Origin of the sequence: Bradyrhizobium sp. CCGUVB14 (assembly GCF_024199935.1) — a bacterium.
Classification (GTDB): domain Bacteria; phylum Pseudomonadota; class Alphaproteobacteria; order Rhizobiales; family Xanthobacteraceae; genus Bradyrhizobium.
Window position 1 is genome coordinate 2,703,863 of record NZ_JANADS010000001.1, and the last position, 17,712, is coordinate 2,721,574.

Consider the following 17,712-nt stretch of genomic DNA (forward strand, 5'->3'; position numbering starts at 1 on the left):
ATGGCGCGTAGCAGCCGCGAGGGCGGCAGCCGGCCTGCGAAGGCGGCCAAGGCCTGCAGCCCAGGGAAGACCGAGCGAAAGAGCGCGGAGCCGGAGCGCTCGTCCCTGTTCGTCGGTTCGACCGAGAAGGCGTTCCAGGTCTTGCATGCCTTCGACGGCCCGCAGCGCTACATGACGCTCGCTGACATCGCGCGCGCCGCCGATCTCGACCGCAGCGCCACCCAGCGCCTGGTCTACACACTCGAGACGCTCGGCTATCTCAAGCGGATCGAGGGCACGCGCAATTACGGACTGACCTCGAAGGTGCTCCAGTTCTCGCACAGCTATCTCAAGGCCAACGACCTGATCGACCGGGCATCGCCCTATCTGCTCGAGATCAGCCGCTCTCTCGGGGAGACGACCAACCTGCACGAACTGGACGGTCATGAGGTCGTCTTCGTGGCGCGCTTTCCGGGCGCGCATCTCATCAACATCGATATCGTGATCGGCAGCCGGCTGCCGACCTTCTTCACGGCGTCGGGCACCGCGATCCTGTCGGCGCTGCCGGAGGAGGAGCGTCTCGCGCTGCTCGAGCGTACGTCGCTCGTGCCGCTGACGCCGTTCACCCTGACCGACCCGAAGGCGTTGCTGGAGCGTGTTCGCGTCGCCGCCCGGCGCGGCTATGCCGTCATCATGAACGAGACCGTGATGGGCGACATCTCGGTCGCGGCTCCCATCATCGACGAGCACGGCCGGGCGGTTGCCGCGATCAATATTTCGGTGCCGACGACGCGCTGGACCAAGGAGCGTGCCGAGGCCGAGCTGGCGCAGCACGTCCACGTCGCCGCCACCTCGATCTCCAAGTCGAAGTTCAACCGCTACGCGGCGTGAGCCGGTTGCGGGCAACAAAAAAGGCCGGGAGCGATCCCGGCCTTTTGCTTTGGCGTCCCGCAATCGCTGCTCGCAATGGCGGAGGATGCAGCCTTACTTCGCCGCGGCCAGCGCCGGGTAGTCCGTGTACCCCTTGGCGCCGCCCCCGTAGAACGTGTTCTTGTCCCAATCGTTCAGCGCTGCACCCGTCTTCAGCCGTTCGACCAGGTCGGGGTTGGAGATGAACGGCTTGCCGAAGGCGATCAGGTCTGCCGCGTTCGCGTCGAGCACCTTGGTCGCGAGTTCGAAATCGTAGCCGTTGTTGGCGATGTAGGCGCCCGAGAAGCGCTTGCGCAGGCTCGCATAGTCGAACGGTGCGAAATCGCGCGGGCCGCCGGTGGCGCCTTCGACGACGTGGAGATAGACGAGCTTCAGCGCGCTGAGGCCGTCGGTGATGTGATCGAACAGCGCCTGCGGATTGGAATCCACGATGTCGTTGGCCGGCGTTACCGGCGAGATGCGGATGCCGGTGCGGTCGGCGCCGGCTTCCGCCACGACGGCCTTGGACACTTCAAGCATCAGCTTGGCGCGGTTCTCGATGGAGCCGCCATAGGCGTCGGTACGCTTGTTGGCGCCGTCCTTGGCGAACTGGTCGAGCAGATAGCCGTTGGCGCCGTGGATCTCGACGCCGTCGAAACCGGCCTCCAGCGCGTTCTTCGTGGCGCGCTTGAAGTCGTCGATGATTCCCGGAATTTCGGAAAGCTCGAGCGCGCGGGGCTCGGAGACGTCGGCGAAGGTGCCGTTCACGAAAGTCTTGCCCTTGGCGCGGATCGCGCTCGGCGCCACCGGGGCTGCGCCGGCCGCCTGGAGGTCGACATGCGAGATGCGGCCGACATGCCAGAGCTGGATGAAGATCTTGCCGCCGTTCTCATGCACCTTGTCGGTGACCTTGCGCCAGCCCGCGACCTGGTCCCTCGAATAGATGCCGGGAGTGTCCTGGTAACCCTGGCCCTGCTGCGAGATCTGGCTCGCTTCGGTGATCAGCAGGCCCGCGGAAGCGCGCTGGCCGTAATAGTCGGCCGCGAGCGGGCCGGGGACGAAGGTGCCGGGCGCAGCGCGGTTGCGCGTCAGCGGCGCCATCACGAAGCGGTTGGCCAGCGTAATCGGGCCGAGCTTATAGGTATCAAACAATTTGGTCGGACGGCTCATTGGGTGCTTCCAGGGGTTGAGAGGTCCGGAACACTTGTGCATTGCGACAATCAGCGCAAGGGACGAGCCATACGGAAAGTGCAGGCGAGCTGCGCGGCAGGCCCCGCGCAGCATATTTCATGCGCAATTTCGGCCGCGGCAGCGGGATTCCACCGCCACGGCCGCGCGGATCGCCCAAATTAGTTCGCGCCGAGGAAATCGCGCTTGCCGATCTCGACGCCATTGTGACGCATGATGCCGTGAGCGGTGGTGGCGTGGAAATAGAAGTTCGGCAGCGAGACCGCGCTGAAGAACTGCTGGCCCTTGAGCGTCATGGTCCGGTCCGGGCCTGCCGGGAAGGTCACGTCCTTGGCGTCGGCGCCTTCGAACTGCTCCGGCTTGTACGATTTCACGTAGTCGATCGTCTTGGCGAGCCGCTGCTTCAGCTCCTCGAACGTCTTTTCCGTGTCGGGCATCGAAGGCACCTCGCTATGGGTCAGCCTGGCGCAGCCCTTGGCGGCGAAATCGCTGGCGAGCTGGATCTGCTTCGACAACGGCAGCATGTCCGGGAAGAGGCGCGAGCCGAGCAGGACGCTCGGGTCGATCTTTTTGGCCGCGCAATGCGCCTCAGCCTTGGTGAGCAGGCCGCTCAGGCTGTTCAGCATTTGCAGATACGCGGGGACGACGGCGTCGTAGAAGGACATGTGATGCTCGCTTCAATGGTGGGAGATTCTCAGGAGAAAACTTGAGCCACTCACATGGGAGCGTCATGGAATAATACAATCGCCGATGTCGCTTGTGCAGTGCGAAAATTCTACCGCACTGTCGCCTGGGGCTGGGCGTGGGCCGTGCCGCCGCGCATGCGGGCCAGCAACTCCGCCGTCGGCCAGGAATCGGCCGGCAGGCCGTATTTGATCTGCATCGCCTTCACGGCGGCGCGGCTCTGCTGGCCCAGCACGCCGTCGACCTTGCCGACATTGAAGCCGGCCTGGACCAGCAATTGCTGCAATTGCTTGAGCTCGTTGAACGGCAGTTGCGCGACCTGTCCGGCCGGTCTGCGCATGGGGGCTGCGCCCGCAATGCGCGAGGCGAGATAGCCCGCGGTGGTCGAATAGATCAGCGAGTTATTCCATTCGGTGTAGGCCGCGAAATTCGCATACGCCATGAAGGCCGGCCCGTTGCGTCCCATCGGCAGCAGCACGGACGCCGCGAGATTGTCGTTCGGCAGCGGCCGGCCGTCGGGATAGGTGACGCCGAACTGCGCCCATTTCGAGCGCGGCAGCTGCACGCTGAGGTCGGTCTGATCCCACGGCAGGCTCGAGGGCACCTTGATCTCTTCCAGCCACGGCTCGCCGCGCCGCCACTTCAAGCCGTTGGCGATGTAGTTTGCGGTCGAGCCGATCACGTCGTCCTCGCTGCGCAGGAGATCGCGCCGCCCGTCGCCGTCATAATCGACGGCGTAGTTGACGTAATGCGTCGGCAAGAATTGCGTCTGGCCGAGCTCGCCGGCCCATGAGCCGATCATCTCGTCGGGCGTGAGATCGCCGCGGTCGATCACCTTCAGCGCGGCGATGGTCTCGTTGACGAACATCTCCGAGCGGCGGCAATCATAGGCCAGCGACACCAGCGATTTCAGCGTCGGCAGATTGCCCATGTTGACGCCGAAATCGCTCTCCAGGCCCCAAAACGCGGCGATCACCGCCGGCGGCACGCCGTATTCCTTCTCGGCGCGCGCGAACGCGGCCGCGTGTTGCTTGATGTGCTGCTGGCCGTTCTGCATGCGATAGGGCGCGGCCATGCGGCCGGCAAATTCGGTGAAGAGCTGGCCGAACACGCGCTGACCGCGGTCGCGATTGACGATGCCCTGGTCGTAGACGAGGTAGGGCGCAGCCTCCGATATCGTTCGCTGCGACACGCCGGCGGCAACGGCCTGCTGTTTCACGTCGGCGAGGAAGCGATCGAAGTTTTGCCCATTGTGGCACGACGCCGCGCGCGGCGACGGCGCCGTGGCCTTCGGCGCGGCGGACTTCGCGGGCGGCGGCACGAACTGGGCGGAGGCGGGAAGGGAGAGCGCGAACAGAGCGGCGGCCGCGATCGCAAATCGGGTCTGGAGCATAGGGGTTCCGGCGGGGGAGGGGCAGGCGTGGATTCGGCCGAAGTCTAGGTGAAGTGACGGCCTCGGGCCATCCTTTCCATGCCATGCGGGGCTGCGGAATGCGAGTTAGCCAAACAGTCGCATCAGCAGCGCTTTTCCGACCGGAAGCGCACGGACGCCGCGATAGGCCCGCACATACTCGCCGGCGTAGAACGCCCGGATCGCGTGCACGCGCGTATCCATGCCTTCCTCGAACCGGACCGCGAATCCATCCGTGGTGCGCCGGACCACGATCGCGGCGATCGAGCGGCCGTAGATGCGGCATTCGATCGTGCTGCCGGGGCGCGGCGGATCGGGATCGATCAGCCGCGCGCCGGTGATGGAGATGTCGGCGAGCCGCGCCAGGTGCGACCTGCCGTCCTGGCGCAGCAGCACGGCCTCGTTGCGATCGAAGCGCTCCGCCTTGCGCTTGCGCGGCTGCTCGATGCAGACGAAGCAGACCACGGCGAGGATGAAGGCGTTGTAGAGGCTCCAGGCCAGTGCCAGTCCGCCATAGGCGATGTTCTCGCCGCGCAGGTGCAGGATGAAAGCATAGGCAATGGCCGCGAGCGTAATGACGAGCGCACTGCCATAGAGCCGCAGCAGCGGCCATTCGACAAATCGCCTGTCGCGGTCGCCGCCTTTCGCCGTGACCTTGAACTTGTGTCCCTTCGGCTTCAGCAGGCCGGCCGCCACGGCCTTGAGCACGGCAGGCGCGGCGATCAGTTGCGACACGTCGGTCATCATGGCGAGCGAGCGGCCGCGCGACAGCCAGGCCATGGTGAGGCTGTGCCAGACATAGAACGGTAGAAAAAAGCGCAACAGCTCGGTCAGGTCGGCCTGCACCGCCTTGATGCCGAACAGCAGGAACAGCCAGGGCACCACGAGGCCCGCCACTTTCGATGCGTAGACCGCGCTCCAGCTCATGAAGGAATCGACCAGCGAGAGCCGGTCGATGAAGGCGAGTTTTGACGTCTGCGACAACGGTCCGCTGCGGCCGCGGATGATCTGCATGAAGCCGAGGCACCAGCGGGCGCGCTGGGTGATGTATTCCTTCAGTCCCTCCGGCGCGAGCCCGATCGTGAGCCGTTCGTTCAGATAGATCGTGGTGAGGCCGTATTCCTTCAGGCGCAGCGTGACGAGATAGTCTTCCGTGACGGAGTCGGTCGGAAAGCCGCCGATCCGCACCAGCCCCTCATAGCGAATGAGGGACGAGGTCCCGCAGCAGAAGGCGACGCCCCAGGCGTCCTTTGCCGGCATCAGGATGTCGAAGAAGAAGCGCTGCTCGTCGGGCCAGACGTCGGTCGCGGCGAGGTTGGTCTGGATCGGGTCGGGATTGATGAAGTGCTGCGGCGTCTGCACCACGCCGACCGAAGGATCGTCCATCAACGAGATGGTGCGGGCGAGGAAGTCGGGCCGCGGCACGAAATCCGCGTCGAGAATGGCGACGAAATCCGGCCGCTCCGGCAGCGCGCCGACATGCCTAAGGGCATGATTGATGTTGCCGGCCTTGGCATGGTGGTTGTCGGGTCGTGTGAGATATTCGCAGCCGAGTTCGCCGGCAAGCCGCCGCAGCCACGGCCGCCGGCCGTCGTCGAGCACCCAGACGCGGTAATGGCCGTACTCCATGCCGGTCGCACCGATGATGGTGCGTTCGAGGATCGATCGCTCCTCATTGTAGGTGCAGATGAAGACGTCGATCAGCGGCGCGTGCGGATCTTTGGCGCGGGCGTCGATCCTGGCCGCTTTGGTGCGGTCGATGGTCCGGCTCAGGAACAGCAGCGACAGCGCGACCGCGACCAGCGACATCGCCTCCAGCAGCATGAAAGGATAGCCGATGATCGCATCCGCCGTCAGGTGCGGCGGCGGCAGCGTCGACGTGACACGCCAGGCGAGATAGCGAAGCAGGAAAACGAGCGAGACGATGGCGAGGAACGAGCGCGCCATCGTGCTGTCGCGCCTGAGCAGCGGCACGATCGCCATGAAGGCGCCGAGCGTGATGAGGCCGGGCGTCAGTGCCGGCATCACGACGCGGTCTCGGGTCGATTGAACACGACGCGGCCGGTGCGTCCCACGGTGCAGGCGTGTGACGCTGCATCGCGCGGCGCCACGGTGACGCGATAGGGCTCCTTGCTCAGCGCATCCGGATTGATGGCAAGATTGGCGGGCGCGCCGGCCGCGCCGGTCAGGTTGACCACGGTGCCGGAGATCGGTGCGCCGTCATCGTTCGGCTCGAAGGTGGCGCTGTCGCCGAGCTGCAGGCGGTTGTAGACGCTCTCGGTGACATTGGCGGTGATGACGGCGCCGCTGCAATCGAGCACCTTGAGCAGCGGCTGGCCGGCCTGCACGTCCTCGCCCGGCGAGGTCATCATCTCCCAGACGCGGCCTGCGACGGGCGTCGTGATGTTGGCCTCGGAGAGATCGGCGAAGCGGACCTCCTCGACGATGATCTCGTTGCCGAGCCAGGCGATCTCGGTGTCGGTGCGTGTGAGATCGGCCTCGAGGTCGCCGGCACGCTGGCGCATCTCCTCCTCGCGCTGCACCGAGCTCGGCCGGTCGTTATAGCTGTCGCCGAGGAACGAGCCGTTCTGTGCCGCGGTCAGCTCGACCTTGGCTGCATCCAGCCGCTTGCGTGCACCGAGCTCGGTCTGCTGCGACACCGAAAGCTCGCGCGTCAGCCGTGCCAGCTCGACGGTCGAGACATTGCCGGATTTCGCCAGCGAGGACGCACGCTCGACCGCGGCACTGGCTTCGTCCCGCCGCGCCGCCGCGGCCTCGATCGAAGTCTGGATCTCGGCGATGCGGGCCTCCAACTGGAGCACGCGCCCGTCGCGGAATTGCGCGGCCTGCCGCGCCAGATCCTTTTGCGCCGATTGCGCCGAGGCCAGCTTGGCGGCGAGGCTCGGCCGCTCGTTCTCCAGACGTGATTTCTGCCGGCGCAGATCGTCGAGCCGGGTGCGGTCGCCGCGCGAATTGACGACGCGCAGGACGACGGTTCCGGCGTCCAGCTTGGCCTGGTCGGTGACGTGCTGGGCCGCCGACACGCGTCCGCCGATCGGCGCGCGTAGCGTGACGATGCGGGAGTTCAGCACAGCCTCGACGCTCGAATTTTCCCAGACCGCGCGCAGCGGCAGCCAGCCGAACACGGCAATGATGGCGAGCCCGATCGCGATCTTGGCGCCGCGCCGCAGATGCGGCCAGCGGCGCGTCGGTTCCTGTGACGTCTGCGCGTCGGGCGTATGGCCGGACTCGTCATTGGCGAACAGCTGCTCGTGCAGCGCGTCCTGTAATCCCTTTGCGTCAGTCTTGGTGTCCTGGGAGGAAGCAGCGGATCCTGGGTCGACGGAAGCGGCGCGTGAGCGGTCTGCCATGACAGTCACCTTGCGGGCGGGAGGCCAACGGAACCGGTCAATGCGCAAGGGCCGCGCAGCGTGCCCGGTGACCGCGGATTAAGCCAATGCTGCGCTTTCCAGGTCGCTAAGCGTCCGCGCGTGTTTTTGCGCAAATCCCGGTCAAGGTTTAGCGACGTGTGAAAGCCTGGCGGCAACGCAGATGAATCTGCGGCCGGGCGACGCACGAACCTTGCAGCAGCCCGCCGCAGTCGTACTTGCGGGAGGCCGGCCAGAGGTTTTGCCCGCGGCCGCTTCGGGAGACGGCCATGAACTACCTGCGTACCGCAATGCTTCTCGCAGGCCTCACCGCCCTGTTCATGGGCGTGGGCTATCTGATCGGCGGCGCCACCGGCGCGATGATCGCGCTCGTGATTGCGGCGGCGACCAACCTCTTCACCTATTGGAACTCCGATCGCGCGGTGCTCTCGATGTACGGCGCGCATGAGGTCGACCGTCACAGTGCGCCGGAACTTGTCGGGCTGGTTGCCGAGCTTGCGGGCCGCGCGGGCCTGCCGATGCCGCGCGTGTTCGTGATGGACGAGGCGCAGCCCAACGCCTTCGCGACCGGTCGCAATCCCGAGAATGCCGCCGTCGCCGTCACCGTCGGCCTGATGAACCGGCTCAGCCGCGAGGAGCTCGCCGGCGTGATCGCGCACGAGCTCGCGCATATCAAGAATCACGACACGCTGCTGATGACGATCACCGCCACCATCGCCGGCGCCATCTCCATGCTGGCGCAGTTCGGCATGTTCTTCGGCGGCAACCGCGACAACAACGGCCCCGGCATCGTCGGCTCGATCCTGATGATGATCCTGGCGCCGCTCGGTGCCATGCTGGTGCAGATGGCGATCAGTCGCACGCGCGAATATGCCGCCGACAATCTCGGCGCGCGCATCGCGGGCCAGCCGATGTGGCTGGCCTCGGCGCTGGTGAAGATCGAGGGCGCCGCGCATCAGGTACCGAACTATGATGCCGAGCGAAATCCCGCGACCGCGCACATGTTCATCATCAACCCGCTGTCGGGACATGGCGTCGACAATCTCTTCGCCACCCATCCCTCGACGCAGAACCGCATCGCGGCGCTCCAGCAACTTGCGACCGAGCTCGGCTCGCAAGCCGCGCCGTCGGTCGGCGCCAACGAGAACTATCCGCCGCAGGGCCCGTGGGGCCGTTCGTCGTCCCGTGGTCCTTCTCGTGGTCCTTGGGGCTGATGCGAAACAGGCCGATTCTGGCTGAGTTTGTGACCTGGCGCACACAGGGCAGGCCCAGCCGGTGTTAACACCTGATCGAGAGTGTTCCTTCGAAAGGGGATGCGTGGCCGGCTCGTCGCCGGTCACCGTCGAAGATGACCAGAGCTGCCGTGCCATTGTTGATCGTCCTGGGCGTGGCCATTGGCCTGTCCACGCATACGGTCGTGAATTGCGGCGATGAGGACGAGCCCGATATCTGCTCGGCCGTGATCGGCTTCTCGCCGTTTCGTGGCTCCCTGATCGCCTTTGCTTATGAGGGGCGCGGGCGGATCGCGCTGCGCCACGGCGACAACGGCCGGGCGATCGCCGATTTCAACGAAGCCATCCACCTCAATCCCAACCGCGCCTCGCTCTATCGCGACCGCGCGCAGGCGTACCGTCAGAACGGCGATCTGGGCCTTGCGATTGCCGATTTTGACGAGGCCATCGCGCTCGATCCCAAGCCGGCGGCGTCCTATCACGAGCGCGGCCTCGCGCTCGCCGCCAAGGGCGATCTCGACCGCGCGATTTTGAGCTACAGCACCGCCGTCCGCCTCGATCCAACGGATGCACAGGCGCGCCTCGATCGCGGCCTTGCGTTCCTCGCCCGCGGCCAGGCCGACGATGCCCGCTCAGATTTCGAAGCCGCCGTTGCGTTGCCGTCCGGCAAGGACAGCCGCACACGCGACGCCGCGCGCGCCAAACTCGCCGAGCTTGCCCACGCTGAGCCGACCCAGGTCTCGACACCGCGGCGGTGAAATTCCGGCGTTTCCTCTCTTTCCCTCTCCCCTTGCGGGAGAGGGTGGCTCGCCGCGGAGCGGCGAGACGGGTGAGGGGTATCTCTCAGAGGACGAGCTCTCTCGGTAGAGTTCGCGGAAGCAACCCCTCATCCGGCGCCAAAGCCGAAGCTCAGCTTCGGCGTTCCTGAGAACGTCGGCCGAAGGCCGCCTATGCCACCTTCTCCCGCAAGGGGAGAAGGAAGAATGCACGCCTACTTTGCCTTCTTGGCCTTGGCCTTCTTCGCCTTCGCGGCCTTCTTCGCCGGCTTGTCCTTGGCAGGCTTGTCCTTGGCCGGCTTCTCGGCCTTCACCTCGATGGGCGTGCTGGCGGCCAGCCGCATGGCGCGGGCGTAGCTGTCGGCGACGTTGTCGGCGGACATCTGTAGGCGCCTGGCGGCGGCGGTGGCCTGTTCCATGGTGGCCTTGGCCATCATCTTGAAGCGGGCGCCGGTCTCCTTGCCCTTGGCCTTGGCCGCAAGGCCGCTGAAGCGATCCCGCCGCTCCTTGGCGCGGGTCATCAGGCCCGTCTGCAGCTGTCTGGCCAGTTGCCGGATCACGACATCCAGGTCGGCGTCCGCCATGTCTTCTATCCTCTTCGAAACAGTCTCAATCGATGCGGCGGGACTATGCAGATCGGGCCCCCCCTTGGCAATTGCCGGCCGGGCGTCATCCGCAGCTTCCGTTACCCAAAACAGAAAAGCCGCGCATGTCGCGCGGCTTTTGGCATCGGCTTGGCACGAGGTGCGCCGTATCGACCTTACTTCAGCGAGGCGACCGGGCCGGCCGACGCCGCTGCCGGATCGGGGTCGAAGCCGAACACGCCGACCAGATATTTGTAATAGTCCGGCATCTTCTCCTTGAGCGCTTCGCGGGTCTTGGGATCGTGGAATTCGCTCTTGCCGGCCAGGAAGATGCTGGCGGTCACCGCAAAGAACTCCATGTGGTTCTTCAGCGCATAGGCTTCCTTGGGCAGGAAATCCTTGGACTTGGCATAAGCGTAATAGCTGATCACGCCCTTGTTGGCGTAACCGTCCGGCAAGAGCCGCGCGTGATAGGCGTGCAGCATCTCGTGGAGCAGCACGGCCTCTTTCTCGTAACGCATCATGTCCGGCCGGACCATGATCACGCCGAGCCCGGAATCGACCGCGAGGTCGACGGCGTTCGGATTGGTCCAGCGCTGCTTGTCGTGGTCCCACACCGTCAGCGTCCGCGGGGTGGTGCGCTGGATGTCCGGCGTGACCCGGCCGTAGCACGCGGTCGCGGCGCCTTCGTCGAGGCAGGCCAGCTCGCTTGCGATGATCGGGACGGTTCGGAAGAAGCGCAGCACGCGCGGGGAGAACCCGGCACCTTCGACGACGTCGATCTGCTGCTTCAGGTTCTCGGTGAGCTTGTCGACGTCCTTGCGATCGGCATTCTCCGACACGTCGAACATGTAGCCGCGGTAGCTCTGGAAGCCGGGCGGCAGCGCCTTCGCGGCATCGGCGGACGCGACGTCGAGCGAGCCGGCGTTGGACGGATGGGCGAAGAGCGCGCCGACAATGGTCGCGGTCAGCAGCAACGCAATGCGCATGATGAACCCCCTGATGTCACTTCACGCGGCAGGATAGGCTGCCGTTGTTTGCGAAAAGTGAGTGAGGCGAGACTAAGGCCGCGATGTTGAGGCGTGCTTAATCGTTGGTTGCAGATCGCGGGAGGAGATTAGGGCAGGGTTAACCAAGCCGTAGATCGGCCGCGCGCTTCGGCGTAACATGCCGCCGGGCACCATGCCCCACATCACGAGCCGGAAGGGAGGATGCCATGTATGCCGCCATCCGTCAGGCCAAGGCCAAGAGCGGAAGCGCCGAAGAGCTGGCGCGCCGCATCAAGGACGGCGCCGTTCCGATCATCAGCGATGTCGACGGCTTCAGGGCCTACTACGTGGTCTATGCCGGCGACGACACGGTGACCGCGATTTCCATCTTCGACAAGTTCGAGCAGGCCGAGGAAGCGAATAGGCGCGCGATCGCCTGGATCGAAAAGGATCTTGGCTCGCTGTTGGCAGGGCATGCGAGTGCCGCGGCGGGGCCGGTGATCGTGCATACGCTGGCGTAGGGATTGGACGCGAGATCTCTCCGCGGGTCGTCCCGGCGAAGGCCGGGACCCATACCGCGTGATCTATCGGTGAATGGTGGTCGTCGTACCAAAGGACGTACAACGACGACGTCTCATCAAACTATGCCCTGTGGTTATGGGTCCCGGCCTTCGCCGGGACGACACCGAGGGGTAGTGCAGGTGTGCCGCCTAACGCCGAGCTCCTCACAACTCCCGCGCATTCGAGAACGCGAAACTCGACACCCGTCGCGTCGTCTCGTCCAAAATCAGCGTGCGCGTGATCGGCGGCTCGGCGCGCTGGGCGCAGTTTTCGCGCTCGCAGAGCCGGCAGTTGACGCCGATCGGCGTGCCTTCCGTTTTCTCCAGATCCATGCCGGCGGCGTAGGTCAGGCGCGCGGCGTGGCGGATCTCGCAGCCGAGGCCGATGGCGAAGCGCGGCTGCGGCAGCGGGTGCGGCGCCACCGGCCGGCGCACCATCTGCGCGATCGAGAAATAGCGCGTGCCGTCGGAGAGCTCGATCACCTGCTTCAGCAGGCGATCGGGCGTGTCGAAGGTCGAGTGCACGTTCCATAAGGGGCAGGTGCCGCCGAATTTCGAGAACGGGAAGGTGCCCGAGGAAAAGCGCTTCGAGACGTTGCCGGCATTGTCGACGCGCAGCAGGAAGAACGGAATGCCGCGCGCGTTCGGCCGTTGCAGCGTGGTGAGGCGATGGCAGACCTGCTCGAAGCCGGAATTGAAGCGCTGCGCCAGCACGTGGATGTCGTAGTTGAGCGCTTCGGCGGCCGCGAGGAAGGCCGGGTAGGGCATCATCACCGCTGCTGCAAAATAATTGCCGAGCGTGATGCGGAACAGCCGATGCGGCGCGTCGTCGAGTGGACCGGCGCGGCCGATGATGGTTTCAAGCGCCTGCGCGCATTCACCCAAACCCAGCTGGAAGGCGAGCTGGAAGGCGCGGCCGGGCGGATCGACCAGTTCCGAGATCAGGAGCTGGCGGCGATGGCGGTCGAAACGGCGCAGCGTCTCGCGCATCACGTCGACCGGCATGATCCGGGTCTGAATCGAATGCTTTTCGCGCAGGCGCGCGGCGAGCGCGGCATAGAGCCCTTCGGCCGGCACGTCCAATTCGTCCCGCAGGTTTTCGGCGGCCTGCTCCAGCTCCGGGAAATAATTGCGGTTGGCCTCGATCAGCTCGCGCACGCGCTCGACCGGATTGGCCTCGTAGCGCGTGCCGACGTCGCGGTCGGCCATTTGGGCTGCCGCCAGCGTCTCGCCCTGGCGTGCCTCGGCATAGGCTGCGTAGAGCCGTTGCAGCGCATGGGTGACGCCGGGACAGAGCTCGGCGAGGTCGCGCAGCTCCTGCTTGGGAACGTCGATCTGGCGGAACAGCGGATCGGAGAAGATCTCGTTCAGCTCGGCGAAGAAGCGGTCCTCGTCGGCGCTGGCGAGGTCGCGCAGATCTAGATCGTAGGTTTCGGCCAGCCGCAGCAGGATCTGCGCCGTCACCGGCCGCTGGTTTCGCTCGATCAGATTGACATAGCTCGGCGAGATCCCGAGCCCCTCGGCGATCTGGGTCTGGGACAGCCCCAATTGCTGCCGGATCCGCCGGAAGCGCGGACCGACGAACAGCTTTTTCCCGGACGCAGCGGGCATTTTCAGGCCTCCAGACGCATTAAGGACAGATAGACTGACCTATGCATTTACAAGATTTACAAAATAACATCTATTACATGTTCTGATGTTACATGACATCACCATTCAAATACAAGGCATCTGTACGAACTTCTCTTTCTCGCGTTTATCTCATGACACGCATTTCGCAATGCATTGTCAAAAATGTCGATGACATCGCCGGTCGCTTTGTCATCCGTCGAAAGGGATAAGGCACATGAACTACCAGCCCCGTGGCATCACCACCTTCCAGGGCCCGGCCTCGTATCAGAACGAAGTCGAGGCAGCCCAGGCGCTCCTCAAGACCCAGCCGACCTGGAACGGGGTGTCGGCCGAGGCCGTCGCGCGCATGCGCCTGCAGAACCGCTTCAAGACCGGCCTGGACGTCGCCCGCTACACCGCGGCGCTGATGCGGGCCGACATGGCGGCCTATGACAAGGATCCGACCAAGTACACCCAGTCGCTGGGCTGCTGGCACGGCTTCATCGCCCAGCAGAAGCTGATCTCGGTCAAGAAGCATTTCGGCGGCAAGACCGATCGCACCTATCTGTACCTGTCCGGCTGGATGATCGCGGCGCTGCGCTCCGAATTCGGACCGCTGCCCGACCAGTCGATGCACGAGAAGACCTCGGTGCCGGCACTGATCGAAGAGCTCTACACCTTCCTCCGTCAGGCGGATTCCCGTGAGCTCAACGACATCTTCCGTTTGCTCGACAAGGCGCGCAAAGAAGGCGACAAGACCCGCGAGAAGGAGTTGATCGCGAAGATCGACAACTTCCAGACCCACGTCGTGCCCGTCATCGCCGACATCGACGCCGGCTTCGGCAATGCCGAGGCGACCTATCTGCTCGCCAAGAAGATGATCGAGGCGGGCGCCTGCGCGCTGCAGATCGAGAACCAGGTCTCCGACGAGAAGCAGTGCGGTCACCAGGACGGCAAGGTCACCGTGCCGCACGAGGTGTTCATCGCGAAGATCCGCGCCTGCCGCCACGCCTTCCTCGAGCTCGGCGTCGAGGACGGCGTCATCGTCACCCGCACCGACTCGCTTGGCGCCGGTCTCACGCAGCAGATCGCCGTCAGCCACAAGCCGGGCGACATCGGCGATCAGTATAACAGCTTCCTCGATTGCGAGGAAATCACCGCTGAGAACGCCCGCAACGGCGACGTTATCATCAACCGCAACGGCAAGATGATGCGCCCGAAGCGGCTGCCCTCGAATCTCTACCAGTTCCGTCCCGGCACGGGCGAAGACCGCTGCGTGCTCGACAGCATCACCTCGCTGCAGAATGGTGCTGACCTGCTCTGGATCGAGACCGAGAAGCCGCATATCGAGCAGATCGCCAAGATGGTCGACCGTATCCGCGAGGTCATCCCGAACGCGAAGCTCGCCTACAACAACTCGCCCTCGTTCAACTGGACCATCAACTTCCGTCAGCAGGTCTACGATGCGATGAAGGAAGCCGGCAAGGACGTCAGCAAGTACAGCCGCGCCGAATTGATGAAGCCGGAATACGACGATACGCCGCTGGCGATCGAAGCCGACGAGCGCATCCGCACCTTCCAGGCGGATTCGGCCAAGCGTGCCGGCATCTTCCACCACCTGATCACGCTGCCGACCTATCACACGGCCGCGCTGTCCACCGACAACCTCGCCCGCGAGTATTTCGGCGATCAGGGCATGCTCGGCTACGTCAAGAACGTGCAGCGCCAGGAGATCCGTCAGGGCATCGCCTGCGCCAAGCACCAGAACATGGCCGGCTCCGATATCGGCGACGACCACAAGGAATACTTCGCGGGTGAAGCTGCCCTCAAGGCGGGCGGCGCCCACAACACGATGAACCAGTTCGGCTAACGCCACGCAACAGGAGACTGACAATGACCAAAGGCAGCAATTTCTGGGTGATCGGCGGCGAGTTCGGCTCGATGAACTTCCACAAGCTCGTCGAAGGCTCGGCCCAGGTGCAGGGTCCGTTCAAGACCCGGAAGGAAGCCGAAGACGCCTGGCGCTCGGTTTCGGAAGAGAACCGCCACAAGGCCGGCGTCCGCTTCTCGATCGTGGAAGAGCCGTCGCGGGTCTCGGCCTGACGGCTGCCTGACAAATCCAAGAAGACGTCCAAGGACGGAGGGTCCCATCCGGCGCAAGCCGGGTGGGATCGTCTGTTTTTGGCACACATCAACGGCCTGTGGGTGTCGTAAGTATCTGGAATTGTGGACCCTTTGCGGGCGCTGTGGTTGCTGATAGGTTAACGGCGGAAAGTCGAGGACGAGGCCGACCATGTCAGAGCCCGAGATCAGCGGTCCCCAACCCAGCCAGCCGCGCCCGGTCCGGCTGCGCGACGCACTGCTGCGCGCGCGGATCGAGGCCGCCGACCGGACCGGCGTCGTCGTCGATCTCAGGGACGCCGAGGTGGCGCGGCTCGAGATCCTCAACGACGCACTCGACCCGCTGTTCGCCCAGGTGCCCGAGCAGATCGATTTGTTCGATCGCGGCATCAGCCAGGGCGATACGCCGCGGCTCTGGATCGACGTCGTCGCCCACATCCTGATGGGGCGCGACAAGCGGCAGTACCGCTTCGTCCAGGACACCCGCTTCGGCCGCATCGTGCTCGCCGAATCGCACGACACCGCAGTGATCGTGGACGCCGTCACCGACTATGTTGCCCGCCGCATCGTCGAGCGCGAGCGCGCGATGGTGGTCCCGCCCGAGCCGAAGCCGGAGGTCGCGGAGCCGCCCCGTCGCTCGCGCGTCTGGCCGTTCGTGTTCGGATTCATCATCGGTGCCGCCGCGCTGTTCGGCGTCGCCGTGGTCGCGGCGTTGCGGAGCTGGTGATTGCTCTCCGTCGTCCGTGCTCGCGCTGACGCGCGCGCCTCAAACCAGCCGTGTGCGCTTGATCTCCCGCACCTGCATGCCCGGATCGATGCTTCGCACGATCTGCTCGCAGCGCCAGCCGGCATTGTCCTTCTCGATCGCGAACAGATTGTAGGCCGCCGCCGGGTAGCGCCCGTGCGCGAGCGCCGAGGCCGATGGCACGCCGATCGCGGGGATGTTGCCGTTGGGACCTTCGAACCACATCGTCGAATGGATGTGGTCGTGCCCGTGCAAGACCAGCTCGACGCCATGGCGTTTGAGCACCGCCAGCAGGCTTGCGGAATCCGTCAGCCGCTTCTGGCGCGCAGCGGACTTCAGCGGATGATGCACCAGCAGCACGCGGAAGACGTCCTCGGTCGCGAGCCGGTCGAGCACCTCTTCGAGCGCTGCGAGCTGATTGCGTCCGAGCGTGCCCGTCGCCATCAAGGGCGGCGTCGGCACGGCGCTGGAGAGGCTGATCAGCGCGGCCGGTCCTCGCCGGCGCACGCCGGGAAAGCCGGCGCTGCCGTCGTCGCTGGCAAGATAGGGCGCAAAGGTCTCGCCGAAGCGATGGCGCGTGGCGCGGACATAGGCGTCGTGATTGCCGGGAATCGTGGTGACGCGGTCGGGCGAGCCGACCCCGTCGAGCCAGGCGCGTGCCGGCGCGAACTCCGCGTCCATCGCCAGGTTGACGAGATCGCCAGTCACCGCGATGTGGTCGGGCGCCTGCGCCTGCATGTCGGCGACCAGCGCGTCGAGAACCTCGCGGCGCTGGTATTTGTGACGGTTGCGCGTCCAGTTGACGTAGCCGAGTGCGCGCTTGCCGGCGAGCTCGATCAGCCGCGGCTTCGGCAGCGGCGGCAGATGCGGGTCGGACAGATGGGCGAGCGTGAAGGGTGCCGGCGTGTGGGAAGTCATGGCGCGCGATTGCCTCGCTATTCGGTTGCTGTAATGGCAAGGTCGCGCTCATCGCGCAAGGGAAGCCTGGAAGGGCGCATCACGAGAGGCTAATGGGCGAGCGCCTGGACCAGATCCGACGGAGATTCGAGCCGCTGCTGCGGCGCGTCTTCCACGCCTATTTCCTGGTGGTTCGCGGCATGACGCTCGGCGTCCGCGCCGTGGTGCTCGATGCCGACAACAAGGTGTTTCTGGTCAAGCACAGCTACGTCTCGGGCTGGTATCTGCCGGGCGGCGGCGTCGACTACGGCGAGACCATGGAGCAGGCGATGCGCCGCGAGCTCAAGGAGGAGGGCGATATCGATCTGACCGGGGAGGCCGTGCTGCACGGCATCTTCCTCAACAGCCACATCTCCCGCCGCGACCATGTCGCGGTCTATGTGGTCAGGCATTTCCGGCAGGACCGGCTGCCGGCGCCCAACCACGAGATCATCGCATGCGGCTTCTTCGACACCGCCGCGCTGCCGGAGGAGGTGACCCCCGGCACGCGGCTGCGGATCGCGGAAGTGCTTGACGGCAAGCCCGTGATTGCGACGTGGCGCTGAGGGCGGGCTATGCTAGTACCAGTCCGAATGGG

General features: G+C 65.3%; 17 protein-coding genes. 8 read left to right on the plus strand and 9 right to left on the minus strand.

Features of this window, described 5'->3' with window-relative positions:
- Window positions 1-870 carry an IclR family transcriptional regulator gene (locus NLM32_RS12470; protein ID WP_254129270.1) on the plus strand — a complete coding sequence of 290 codons (870 nt, stop codon included), beginning with the start codon at window positions 1-3 and terminating at the stop codon, window positions 868-870.
- 93 nt (window positions 871-963) lie between these two features.
- Here NLM32_RS12470 and NLM32_RS12475 read toward each other — a convergent pair whose 3' ends face one another.
- The 5 genes from NLM32_RS12475 to NLM32_RS12495 all read right to left on the minus strand — a co-directional run bounded on the left by NLM32_RS12475 (window position 964) and on the right by NLM32_RS12495 (window position 7,542).
- A complete protein-coding gene (locus tag NLM32_RS12475) occupies window positions 964-2,058 on the minus strand; it encodes an alkene reductase (protein ID WP_254129271.1) in 1,095 nt (364 codons plus the stop codon).
- Window positions 2,059-2,237: 179 nt separating this feature from the next.
- On the minus strand, window positions 2,238-2,741 hold the full coding sequence (locus NLM32_RS12480; RefSeq protein WP_254129272.1) for a DUF1993 family protein: 504 nt from the start codon (window positions 2,739-2,741) through the stop codon (window positions 2,238-2,240).
- Window positions 2,742-2,851: 110 nt separating this feature from the next.
- A complete protein-coding gene (locus NLM32_RS12485; protein WP_254129273.1) occupies window positions 2,852-4,153 on the minus strand; it encodes a lytic murein transglycosylase in 1,302 nt (433 codons plus the stop codon).
- Window positions 4,154-4,258: 105 nt separating this feature from the next.
- Entirely contained in the window at window positions 4,259-6,196 is a 1,938-nt protein-coding gene (locus NLM32_RS12490) for a glycosyltransferase (RefSeq protein WP_254129274.1), read from the minus strand.
- Entirely contained in the window at window positions 6,196-7,542 is a 1,347-nt protein-coding gene (locus tag NLM32_RS12495; RefSeq protein WP_254129275.1) for an HlyD family secretion protein, read from the minus strand. The genes NLM32_RS12490 and NLM32_RS12495 overlap by 1 nt, the downstream gene beginning before the upstream one ends.
- Window positions 7,543-7,829: 287 nt before the next feature.
- Between NLM32_RS12495 and htpX the strand changes: the two genes are divergently transcribed.
- Both htpX and NLM32_RS12505 read left to right on the plus strand, forming a co-directional pair.
- Entirely contained in the window at window positions 7,830-8,774 is a 945-nt protein-coding gene (gene htpX / locus NLM32_RS12500; protein ID WP_254129276.1) for a zinc metalloprotease HtpX, read from the plus strand.
- Between the two features lie 134 nt (window positions 8,775-8,908).
- Complete coding sequence (locus tag NLM32_RS12505) at window positions 8,909-9,550, plus strand: tetratricopeptide repeat protein (RefSeq protein ID WP_254129277.1); 642 nt, start codon at window positions 8,909-8,911, stop codon at window positions 9,548-9,550.
- Between the two features lie 233 nt (window positions 9,551-9,783).
- On the opposite strand, the gene NLM32_RS12510 is transcribed toward NLM32_RS12505, so the two are convergent.
- Window positions 9,784-10,152, minus strand: a complete 369-nt coding sequence (locus NLM32_RS12510; protein WP_254129278.1) for a hypothetical protein — start codon at window positions 10,150-10,152, stop codon at window positions 9,784-9,786.
- A gap of 176 nt (window positions 10,153-10,328) precedes the next feature.
- Window positions 10,329-11,141, minus strand: a complete 813-nt coding sequence (locus NLM32_RS12515; RefSeq protein WP_254129279.1) for a hypothetical protein — start codon at window positions 11,139-11,141, stop codon at window positions 10,329-10,331.
- A 227-nt stretch (window positions 11,142-11,368) separates the two neighbouring features.
- On the opposite strand from NLM32_RS12515, the gene NLM32_RS12520 reads away from it, so the two are divergent.
- On the plus strand, window positions 11,369-11,662 hold the full coding sequence (locus tag NLM32_RS12520; protein WP_045005289.1) for an antibiotic biosynthesis monooxygenase: 294 nt from the start codon (window positions 11,369-11,371) through the stop codon (window positions 11,660-11,662).
- A 204-nt stretch (window positions 11,663-11,866) separates the two neighbouring features.
- Here the strand turns inward: NLM32_RS12520 and NLM32_RS12525 are convergent, their stop codons facing one another.
- On the minus strand, window positions 11,867-13,312 hold the full coding sequence (locus NLM32_RS12525) for a short-chain fatty acyl-CoA regulator family protein (protein ID WP_254129280.1): 1,446 nt from the start codon (window positions 13,310-13,312) through the stop codon (window positions 11,867-11,869).
- A 235-nt stretch (window positions 13,313-13,547) separates the two neighbouring features.
- On the opposite strand from NLM32_RS12525, the gene NLM32_RS12530 reads away from it, so the two are divergent.
- The 3 genes from NLM32_RS12530 to NLM32_RS12540 all read left to right on the plus strand — a co-directional run bounded on the left by NLM32_RS12530 (window position 13,548) and on the right by NLM32_RS12540 (window position 16,160).
- The gene (locus NLM32_RS12530; RefSeq protein WP_254129281.1) at window positions 13,548-15,182 is read left to right on the plus strand and encodes an isocitrate lyase; all 1,635 of its coding nucleotides are present in this window, start codon (window positions 13,548-13,550) and stop codon (window positions 15,180-15,182) included.
- Between the two features lie 23 nt (window positions 15,183-15,205).
- Window positions 15,206-15,415, plus strand: a complete 210-nt coding sequence (locus NLM32_RS12535; RefSeq protein WP_008137787.1) for a hypothetical protein — start codon at window positions 15,206-15,208, stop codon at window positions 15,413-15,415.
- 190 nt (window positions 15,416-15,605) lie between these two features.
- Window positions 15,606-16,160: a hypothetical protein gene (locus NLM32_RS12540; protein WP_254129282.1), complete on the plus strand. Its 555-nt coding sequence runs from the start codon at window positions 15,606-15,608 to the stop codon at window positions 16,158-16,160.
- A gap of 39 nt (window positions 16,161-16,199) precedes the next feature.
- Here NLM32_RS12540 and NLM32_RS12545 read toward each other — a convergent pair whose 3' ends face one another.
- On the minus strand, window positions 16,200-17,096 hold the full coding sequence (locus tag NLM32_RS12545; protein ID WP_254129283.1) for a metallophosphoesterase: 897 nt from the start codon (window positions 17,094-17,096) through the stop codon (window positions 16,200-16,202).
- 92 nt (window positions 17,097-17,188) lie between these two features.
- Here NLM32_RS12545 and NLM32_RS12550 point away from each other — a divergent pair, with 92 nt between their 5' ends.
- Complete coding sequence (locus tag NLM32_RS12550) at window positions 17,189-17,680, plus strand: NUDIX domain-containing protein (protein WP_254129284.1); 492 nt, start codon at window positions 17,189-17,191, stop codon at window positions 17,678-17,680.
- Window positions 17,681-17,712 lie beyond the last annotated feature (32 nt).

Bases quoted from the DNA above. Each gene is read 5' to 3' on its own strand.
- NLM32_RS12470 (WP_254129270.1), top strand. From the start codon at position 1: ATGGCGCGTAGCAGCCGCGAGGGCGGCAGCCGGCCTGCGAAGGCGGCC.
- NLM32_RS12475 (WP_254129271.1), bottom strand. From the start codon at position 2,058: ATGAGCCGTCCGACCAAATTGTTTGATACCTATAAGCTCGGCCCGATT.
- NLM32_RS12480 (WP_254129272.1), bottom strand. From the start codon at position 2,741: ATGTCCTTCTACGACGCCGTCGTCCCCGCGTATCTGCAAATGCTGAAC.
- NLM32_RS12485 (WP_254129273.1), bottom strand. From the start codon at position 4,153: ATGCTCCAGACCCGATTTGCGATCGCGGCCGCCGCTCTGTTCGCGCTC.
- NLM32_RS12490 (WP_254129274.1), bottom strand. From the start codon at position 6,196: ATGCCGGCACTGACGCCCGGCCTCATCACGCTCGGCGCCTTCATGGCG.
- NLM32_RS12495 (WP_254129275.1), bottom strand. From the start codon at position 7,542: ATGGCAGACCGCTCACGCGCCGCTTCCGTCGACCCAGGATCCGCTGCT.
- htpX (WP_254129276.1), top strand. From the start codon at position 7,830: ATGAACTACCTGCGTACCGCAATGCTTCTCGCAGGCCTCACCGCCCTG.
- NLM32_RS12505 (WP_254129277.1), top strand. From the start codon at position 8,909: ATGACCAGAGCTGCCGTGCCATTGTTGATCGTCCTGGGCGTGGCCATT.
- NLM32_RS12510 (WP_254129278.1), bottom strand. From the start codon at position 10,152: ATGGCGGACGCCGACCTGGATGTCGTGATCCGGCAACTGGCCAGACAG.
- NLM32_RS12515 (WP_254129279.1), bottom strand. From the start codon at position 11,141: ATGCGCATTGCGTTGCTGCTGACCGCGACCATTGTCGGCGCGCTCTTC.
- NLM32_RS12520 (WP_045005289.1), top strand. From the start codon at position 11,369: ATGTATGCCGCCATCCGTCAGGCCAAGGCCAAGAGCGGAAGCGCCGAA.
- NLM32_RS12525 (WP_254129280.1), bottom strand. From the start codon at position 13,312: ATGCCCGCTGCGTCCGGGAAAAAGCTGTTCGTCGGTCCGCGCTTCCGG.
- NLM32_RS12530 (WP_254129281.1), top strand. From the start codon at position 13,548: ATGAACTACCAGCCCCGTGGCATCACCACCTTCCAGGGCCCGGCCTCG.
- NLM32_RS12535 (WP_008137787.1), top strand. From the start codon at position 15,206: ATGACCAAAGGCAGCAATTTCTGGGTGATCGGCGGCGAGTTCGGCTCG.
- NLM32_RS12540 (WP_254129282.1), top strand. From the start codon at position 15,606: ATGTCAGAGCCCGAGATCAGCGGTCCCCAACCCAGCCAGCCGCGCCCG.
- NLM32_RS12545 (WP_254129283.1), bottom strand. From the start codon at position 17,096: ATGACTTCCCACACGCCGGCACCCTTCACGCTCGCCCATCTGTCCGAC.
- NLM32_RS12550 (WP_254129284.1), top strand. From the start codon at position 17,189: ATGGGCGAGCGCCTGGACCAGATCCGACGGAGATTCGAGCCGCTGCTG.